Origin of the sequence: Streptomyces sp. NPDC088915 (assembly GCF_044749825.1) — a bacterium.
Classification (GTDB): Bacteria; Actinomycetota; Actinomycetes; order Streptomycetales; family Streptomycetaceae; genus Streptomyces.
This window is the reverse complement of sequence record NZ_JBIVIR010000042.1, coordinates 1-8323: the sequence shown is the minus strand read 5'-3', so window position 1 is coordinate 8323 and position 8323 is coordinate 1. Positions and strand designations below refer to the sequence as shown.

Here is an 8323-nt window from a genome sequence, read left to right as displayed (position 1 = left end):
CTGCGCACGCGCCTGCCGGCGAAGAAGGGCCGCCCTCCCGGCCGCCCCTCGCACGCCGACGGACTGTCCCCCCGGGAGGCGGAGGTGGCCCAGCTCGCGGCCTCCGGCCTGACCAACCGGGAGATCGCCGCGACCCTGCACCTCTCCCCCCGGACGGTGGAGCAGCACATCGCCCGCGCCATGCGCAAGACCGGCGCGCTCTCCCGCCGCGACCTCGCCCACCGGCTGGAGGACAACTCTTGAGGCGAGGCGCTGCAACCGCTCGATGGCACCAGCTCCTCCGGAACGACCGCGCAAACGAGCCGTCCGTGCGAGCCTCCCTTCACTGCCGGGGACACCTGCCCTGTCTCGCTCCTGGGCGCCCGCAGCTACCCATTCGAACACGCAACCGGAGCGCAGCCCGCGCCCTCCAACTGCCCGGGTGGGTCGGCCAGGACCTGGATGCTCATGCCGTGGCGTTTGTGCTTTCCCGAGTAGTACGGGGTGTGGGGGGCGATGCGGTCGATCGGAAGCAGGGTGCTGTCGAGGATGACGAACGCCTTCGTCCGGATCGTTCTCATCGCCTCGCTGGGGGCCGGGGCGAGGGCGGACAGGGCTTCGACGGCTTCGCGTATGTGGCGAAACACGGTTGTGATCCCGACACCGAAACCCGTGGCGAGCTAGGCGCAGGTGTCGCCGCACCGCAGGTGGGCCAAAGCCAGGAGGGCCTGCCGGCCGACCGGCAGTCGCCGCCACCGTGTGCCGGTCTTCGCCCGGCTGGCTGTCAGTTGTCCGGTCAGGAACCGCAAGGTGCGGCTGGACAGGTCGATCGAGGACGGGTGGACGAGCACGCGAAGCTCCTCGCGGACATGGGTGATCTTGGCCGAGAACCCGTCCACCAGGAACTTCTTCGTTGTGCAGGACTGTCCAACTCCCTTTCGACACCGCCAGCTTGGAAAAGGCTCAGTGCTGATGCTCCGACCGGCTGCCGGAGACCGCAGGGTGTCGCTCACGGTCTCACACAGCATGTCTGTGATCCAGCAACGGTGTCACGCGGAACCGAGGGGAGGGGGTGTTCAGAAAACGGACAACCCGGTGAGTGTGGTGAAGCGGTCGAGGGCCAGGACGCCGGCGACGGAGTTTCCGCGTCGGTCCAGCCCGGGGCTCCATACGCACAGGGTGCAGACTCCGGGCACGATCGCGATGATTCCGCCGCCCACACCGCTTTTTCCCGGCAGGCCGACGCGATAGGCGAACTCTCCAGCGGCGTCGTACGTGCCACAGGTGAGCATCATGGCATTGATCTGCTTGGCCTGGCTCTTGGTCAGCAGGGCCGAGCCGTCGGTCCGGGTCCCGTGCCGCGCGAGGAAACCGGCGGCGAGGGCCAGGTCCTTGCAGGACGCGGCGATCGAGCACTGCCAGAAGTAGGCGGCGAGCAGGTCGGGCACCGGGGTGGTGAGGTTGCCGCAGGAGGCCATGAAGTGCGCCAGCGCGGCGTTACGGCCTCCGTGGGTCGCTTCGCAGGCGGCGACTTCCGGCACGAAGTCAATCGTCGGGTTGCCGCTCTCGGTACGCAGCAGCTCCAGTGCCCGGCCGGCGGCGTCCGCGGTGAGGGCCTGGAGCCGGTCGGTCACCACCAGGGCGCCGGCGTTGATGAACGGGTTGCGCGGCACGCCGTTCTCGTGTTCCAGCTGTACCAGGGAGTTGAAGGGGTTTCCCGAAGGCTCCCGGCCCACGCCCCGCCACAGGTGCTCGCCCTCCAGGGACAACGCCAGGGCCAAGGTGAAGACCTTGGTGATCGACTGCGTTGAGAAGGGCCGTTTCCAGTCGCCGACACCGTAGACCGTCCCGTCCGCCTCCGCGACGGCCATGCCGAAGTGCCGCGGGTCGACCTCGGCGAGCAGGGGAATGTAGTCGGCCGGCCTGCCCCGGTCGGCGAGTCCCTCCACTTCCTCCGCGATGTGGTTCAGCACGGCTTCGAAACGACCGGCCCGAGTGAGCCGGGTGGGAGTACTGAGGATGCTGGCGAGGGCGGAGGCGGCGGGGTGAAACATGGCAGGTTCCTCGGCGGTGGAAAGATGCGTGGAGCTGTACGAGTAGGAACCGGGCCGGTCCCGGAGCTGCTGAAGTCTTTCGGATGCCGGGGCCGAGGGGCTCTCGTCCGGCAGCCCCGCCCGCTCGGCGTTTGTGCGGGGGAAGGGGCTGGGCGCGATCCAGGTATACCGACCGGATCTCGTTCAGCAGGCTCGCTCGTCGTACGGGTGCGCAAAGGAGTCTCTGGTCGCAAATCCGAAGAGATGGATGTCGTCCCAACACCTCACGGATGCCGCCGCCCAGTCGAAGTCCCAGCCGGGGCGTATTCCGCTTGCTCCCCAGCTGCCGTACTTCCTGCGGGGCATGCGCGAGCCGGCGGCCTGTGCGTCGAGCGCTGCTTCGCATGTTTCACGAGCGATCCGCAGGGCCTCCTGTTCGCAAGCCGCAGGGCCAGTGAACAGGTGAAGGCCGCGCCGCTCCGGGTGCGTGGCACTTCTGGTGGGAACATTGACCTGGAAATAGGGCATGGTCATGGCGCCCTCTCCCTTTTTCGCTCTATACGGCCGCTGCTTCACGTAGGTATGCGAGGGCGCAGGTTGGCCGGTAACGGTTCCGCCCTCAAAGCAAGCAGGCCCGGAAAGAATAGGGTTCTGCTCTCGATCCGCTTCTTTGGGGGAATCGGCGGATCGAGAGCAGAGTGCGGTTTCGGTGCCCCCCGGCACCGGCAGTCCCGTCCAGGGATCGCCTGGCAGCGGGACGACAGGTCATGCGACCGTGTGTCGCGCATGACTCGACAGGTGCATTTGCAGGAAGCTAGAACTTCCTCTGTCCGGTGGTTTCTTTATACACTCGCTACTGCCCAGGGGGCGGCGGAAAGGTGCCACCGGCACTATTACGCCGCTCAGGGCGTTGTCGGGGGGCGCAGCGCAACAGGAGTAGAACGAACATGTCTCCCGTCACGGAATCGCAACTCGGCTCATTCGGCCTCTCGCCGCTGGCCGCCCGGGCGTATCGGTACCTGTTGGACACCGGACCCCTGACGCCCGAGCAGCTGGGCGCGGATCTCGAAGTGCCCGGTCCCCGCCTGCGGGAAGCCCTCGAACAGCTGGTGTCGTCGGCTTTGCTGGCTCCCCCGCATCAGGCCGACGACCCCGTCGTCCCTCTCGATCCGACGGCGGGACTCCAACTGCTGGCCTCCCAGCAGCAGGCACGTCTTACCGCCGCCGTCACCGCGGCTGTCGCGTCCTACGACTCCTATCGCCGGACGCACAGCCTGGCGCCGAGCGCGCCTACGGTGGAAGTGATCGAGCAGGCATCCCTCCAACGGACAGTTGTCGAGCTGGAACGTGGCGTCGTCACCCAGGTGCGGAGCTTCGACACCGCGCCATACGGGGCGCCGTCCATCGCCAACCCCATCGAGATCGACAACCTGGCCCGCGGGGTTTCCTACCGCGTGCTGTACGCGCAGAGCACCGTAGAGGACACCGAGCGCTACCAGCAGAACATCCTCCCCTGTGTCGCCGCGGGAGAAGAAGCCCGTTCAGCCCCCTCCGTACCGGCGAAGATGATGCTGGTCGACGACCGCCTGGCCCTGGTCTCGCTCAGCTCCATGCACGCCGACACCCACCACGGAGCGCTCCTGGTCCATCGCTGTAGCCTCCTGCCGGCCCTCTCCGCGCTTTTCGAGTCCGCGTGGAAGGCCGCCCGGCCCCTGGGCCCGGCCCGGAACGAAGGAGAGACTGTGCTGCGCCCGGTGGACCGGCGCCTGCTCGCCCTGCTGGCGGCAGGCGTCTCCGACGAGGCGGCCGCCCGCAACCTGAACATCAGCAAACGAACGCTGGCCCGTGCCGTCGAGCGCCTGATGTCACTGGCCGGCGCCTCCTCCCGCTTCCAGCTCGGACTGCACGCCCGTACGGAAGGCTGGCTGTAAGGGTCCGCCGGGGCTCTCGTCGACCTGGTTCTACCTGCGGCGGCACGATGCACTCGCGCAGATTGCCATCGGCTTCGGTATATCCGTCGGCGCCGCGCATGCCTACGTTACGGCCGTCATCGAGTACCTGTCCCGCCGGCCACCCGGCCTGCTGCGTGTCCTGCGGGAAGCCGATCCCGATCACGTCCTACTCGACGGGGCCGCCGCTACGGCGTGAACGTGCAGGTCGCCGCCAATCCTGCGGGCGAGCTGCTGTGGGTCTCATCCGCACTGCCGGGCTGCACCTGAGACCTGAGCGCGGTCCGCATCCCCCGCATTATCCGGATCTGCGAACGCCAGGGAGTCCCGATCCTGGCCGACCGCGCCTACATTGGGGCCGGCCCCTGGGTGACTGCACCGATCAGACGGCTTCCCCGCCAGGACCTGTCCACGACCTAGTAGACGATCAACCGGGCCCTGTGAGCGGCACGAGCACCGGTCGAACGCAGTGTCGCGAGACTCAAGACCTTGAGAATCTTCCGCAGAGCCCACTGCAGCCCCAACCGAATGACGGCTACCGCCGCAGCCGTCCTCACGCTGGAGCGGCAACGCTGAGAAAGCTCACTGACGCATCCAACTCCTTCTTTGATCCTCTAAGATGAGCAGGGCTGGAGAGCTGGCTGCAATATTACGAGACAGCATCGCGCCATTTATTGTCGACGACACGCTGGGCTTTATCAAGTTGCGTCTCGCTTGGAAAGGAAGGCCTTCCTTCCACGGTCGGCAATTTAGCTGCCAGGCGCTTGTCGAGGGTGCCGTTTTTTTTCATGGAATCCATCAAGACAGGGCGTGCATAGTACGCGAGCCGGAGGTTCTGTCCCTCGGGGCTCGCGAGGTACTCCTCCCAAAGTCGCGCCGCTGCCGGGTGAGGGGCGTCCTTGTTAATCGCCTGAGCGTAGTACTGGGAGAAGCTGCTGTCGAACGGGATGGACACCTTCCAGTCAACACCTTTACTGCGGAGAGCGTCGACATGCTGGAGATTGAGAAAGTCCCAGTTGATAGAGATGGGGGTGTCACCTCTGGCGATCGATGCTGGCACAGGGTTACCGGGATTATAATTTCCTGCCCTGACGAGTTTCCCGAAGAAGTCGAGACCCGGCTGAATGTCGTTGAATGATCCGCCATTGGCCAGGGCGGCGGCGTACACGCCGGCGAAAGCCGACTCGGCCGTGGTCGGGTCACCGCCGTTCAGGGCGACCATGCCTTTGTACTGCGGTTTGAGCAGGTCGGCGAAGGTTAGAGGGCAGGATTTGACACGGGCGGCATCGCAGCCGATCGACATGTAGCCCCCGTAGTCGTGATACCAGCGGGCCTGGGGGTCTTTCTGATTTGTTGCGATCTGATCATAGGCAGTGACCCGGTATGTGGCGAGCAGGCCTTGCCGGGCTGCGGACTGGGCAAAGGGGTTGCCGACGTCGATCACATCGGGTGCCCGTTCCTGGCCGCGATAGCGCTTGATCGCGTTGATCTCGTCCTGGCTGTCGCCGTTCGCATCGTCGACAATGACCTTGATTCCGTACTTCTTCTCAAACCCATCGATCAGTCCGCCATAGTTCGCCCAGTGGCGCAGCAGTGTGATGGTGTTCAGACGGCCTTCCTTCTGTGCCGCCCGGATCAGCTTATCCATGCCGCCGGCCTCCGCTGCGGAAGTCGCAACCGACGGCGCCAGGGAACGAGGCTCACTTTCCTTTTCGCAGGCGGCGCTTCCGGCTGCCGCGAAGCAGAGGCAGAGGGTGAAGGTAACTGCGCGATGTATGGCCACGGCGTCTCCAGGGAGACTGGATGAGGGGAGATTGGCGACTGGGAACCGACGAGAACTAGCGTCTTCCATTCTACGTCCGGGTAAGGTCTTGAAGTGCATGCAGAGGATCAGCAGAGTTTGATCGAATTCTTTAACTGGACGGGGATTTATCTACATCCTCCGCATCGACTGTTGTGCCGGTGCTCAGGGCCAGTTCGTCCAGAGGCCATGCCGCAGCCTCCCGTGCAGCCGTCGACGTCGGCAGCTGCCGGGTGGGCAGTAGCCGCAGGGGCGACGGTCCGTGCGGTCGCGTCCGTTGTCCGGCTCAAGCCCGACTTCGGTGGCGTAGCCCGAGCGGTGGGACAGCAGTCCGGGCCGGCCATCGGGACCCCCGCCCCCTTGGGCTCGCCGATAGATGTCTCGGCCGACACCGTCTCCACGCCCCTTATGCGCGGGGTGGATTGCCCCAGTCGTCGTTCTACTTGTACGGACCTCCTTGCAGATTCAGGGCCTTGGGCCAGTAACGTCGGTAACACTTCGTGACGAGCGGGCTTGCTCCTAGGCCGACTGCGGGTACCGCTTCAGGCGCTCATGGTTCCGGGTCTTCGTCCCATTGACTGAGGAGCATCTCTCCCAGGTTTTCCCCGGTGGGCATCGTGTCGGCGCCGAGCGGTTGCGCGGTCCAGATGGTCTTGCCTCGGGGGGAGTAGCGGGTGCCCCATTGTTCGGCGAACTGGGCGACGAGGAAGAGCCCGCGACCGCCCTCGTCGGTGTCCTTGGCCCGCCGGATGTGCGGAGAGGTACTGCTGCCGTCGGAGACCTCACAGATCAAGGCATGAGCGTGGAGCAGTCGCACGCGGATGGGGTCGGTGCCGTAGCGGACGGCATTGGTGATCAGTTCGCTGAGAATGAGTTCGGTGCCGAAGGCGATGTGCTCCAGCTCCCAGTCCGCCAGCTGGCGGACACACGCGGCGCGGACCGGGCCTACCGCTGCCGGGTCGCGGGAGACGTCCCACTCGGCGACGTGCACCGGGTCCAGCCGCCGGGTCCGCGCCACAAGCAGCGCGACATCATCGCGGGGCCTGGTGGGAAGCACCGACTCGATCACAGCGGAGCAGGTGGCTTCCGGTGTGTGCTCCGGCCCGCTGAGAACTGCGAGCAACTCTTCCAGTCCTGCATCCAGTTCGCGGCTGGGGTCCTCCACCAGCCCGTCGGTGTAGAGCACCAGCCGGGACCCCTCGGGCAGGGTCAGCTCTGCGGTCTCGACGGGCAGACCCGCGCCCAGGCCCAGTGGCGGGGAGACCGGCGGGCACAGAAACTCCGCGGTGCCGTCGGGGAGCACCACAGCTGGCGGCAGATGGCCGGCCGTGGCCACGGTGACCCGCCCGGAGACCGAGTCGTAGATGACGTACAGGCAGGTGGCTCCGGTGATCATCTGTTCGTCGTCGGCTCCCTCATCCTGAACGTCGATACGTGTCACCAGCTCGTCCAAGTGGCCCAGCAGCTCATCCGGGGAGAGGTCCAGGGCTGAGAAGTTGTGCACCGCGATACGCAGGCGGCCCATGGTGGCTGCCGCGTGCAGACCGTGGCCGACGACATCGCCGACCACCAGCGCGACCCGGGCGCCCGGAAGGGGGATGACGTCGAACCAGTCCCCGCCAACGCCGGCCTGGGCGGGCAGGTAGCGGTGAGCCGCCTCCAAGGCATCCTGCTCTGGCAGGCCCCGAGGCATCAAGCTGCGCTGCAGCGTCACTGCAGTTGCGTGTTCGCGGGTGAAGCGCCGGGCATTGTCGATACACACCGCGGCCCGGCCGGCCAGTTCCTCGGCGAAGGACATGTCTTCGTCCTCGAAAGGCAAAGACTCCCTGGTTCGCCAGAAATCCACCAGCCCCAGTACCACCCCCCGGGCGCGCAGGGGGACCACGAGCAGGGAGTGCACACCGTAGTCCAGGACGCGCTGGGCGCGCTCGGGATCCTGCGCCCGCCAGTCGGTCGAGCTGGTCAGGTCTGACTTCAGCACGGAGTGCCCCTGCTCCACACCCGCTGCCATAGGTGTGCCAGGCGCGAAACGGATCAGCTCCCCGACGGCGTACAGCGGGTGGCCCGGCTCCAGGCCGGCAACGGCCGTTCGTCGCATTTCGGTGCTTGCAGCGCCCACTTCCCCACCGCTTAGGACAGAGTCCAGCAGCTCGACAGTAACGATGTCGGCGAACCGGGGGACCGTTACCGCAGCCAGCTCTTCAGCGGTTCGCACCACATCCAAGGTGGAACCGATCCGCACTCCTGCGTCATAGAGCAGTCGCAGTCGCCCGCGTGCCACTTCGGCCCGTCCCGCCAGTGACTGCAGTTCCGTGGTGTCACGCAACGTTACCGCGCTCACGGCCTCCTTGCCGTTGTGGTTGGCGTGCCGCTTGTTGAGGGCCAGCAGTCGGTCTTCCGCCAGATGTACTTCATCGGTGGCAATGCGGTCGGATACCAGCAGCTCGGCGGTACGGGGCTCCAGCCCTAGGCGGTGTCTTCAAAGAGGGTTGAGCCAGAGGAAGAGGGATGCGATGGTGACGGCCGCCTGGTAGGACTCTCGGGTTTTGTCGTAGCGAGTG

General features: G+C 66.2%; 4 protein-coding genes and 3 pseudogenes. 3 read left to right on the top strand and 4 right to left on the bottom strand.

Annotated elements, in window-relative coordinates; translation table 11 throughout:
• Positions 1-243 (top strand): helix-turn-helix transcriptional regulator (locus ACIP5O_RS36735; RefSeq protein ID WP_401302177.1); only part of this gene is annotated, 243 nt, incomplete at its 5' end.
• 167 nt (positions 244-410) lie between these two features.
• Here the strand turns inward: ACIP5O_RS36735 and ACIP5O_RS36730 are convergent.
• Positions 411-830, bottom strand: a pseudogene (locus ACIP5O_RS36730) (transposase family protein); the annotation flags it as partial.
• A 225-nt stretch (positions 831-1055) separates the two neighbouring features.
• Complete coding sequence (locus tag ACIP5O_RS36725; RefSeq protein ID WP_401302174.1) at positions 1056-2033, bottom strand: glutaminase; 978 nt, start codon at positions 2031-2033, stop codon at positions 1056-1058.
• 926 nt (positions 2034-2959) lie between these two features.
• On the opposite strand from ACIP5O_RS36725, the gene ACIP5O_RS36720 reads away from it, so the two are divergent.
• Together ACIP5O_RS36720 and ACIP5O_RS36715 are read left to right on the top strand one after the other, a co-directional pair.
• Positions 2960-3943 (top strand): hypothetical protein, encoded by a 984-nt coding sequence (locus ACIP5O_RS36720; protein ID WP_401302172.1) that lies wholly within the window; start codon positions 2960-2962, stop codon positions 3941-3943.
• A gap of 31 nt (positions 3944-3974) precedes the next feature.
• Positions 3975-4537: pseudogene (locus ACIP5O_RS36715) on the top strand (transposase family protein); the annotation flags it as partial.
• Positions 4538-4610: 73 nt separating this feature from the next.
• Here the strand turns inward: ACIP5O_RS36715 and ACIP5O_RS36710 are convergent.
• Positions 4611-5813 carry an ABC transporter substrate-binding protein gene (locus ACIP5O_RS36710; RefSeq protein WP_401302180.1) on the bottom strand — a complete coding sequence of 401 codons (1203 nt, stop codon included), beginning with the start codon at positions 5811-5813 and terminating at the stop codon, positions 4611-4613.
• Positions 5814-6312: 499 nt separating this feature from the next.
• Positions 6313-8232 (bottom strand): annotated as a pseudogene (locus ACIP5O_RS36705) (SpoIIE family protein phosphatase); the annotation flags it as partial.
• Positions 8233-8323 lie beyond the last annotated feature (91 nt).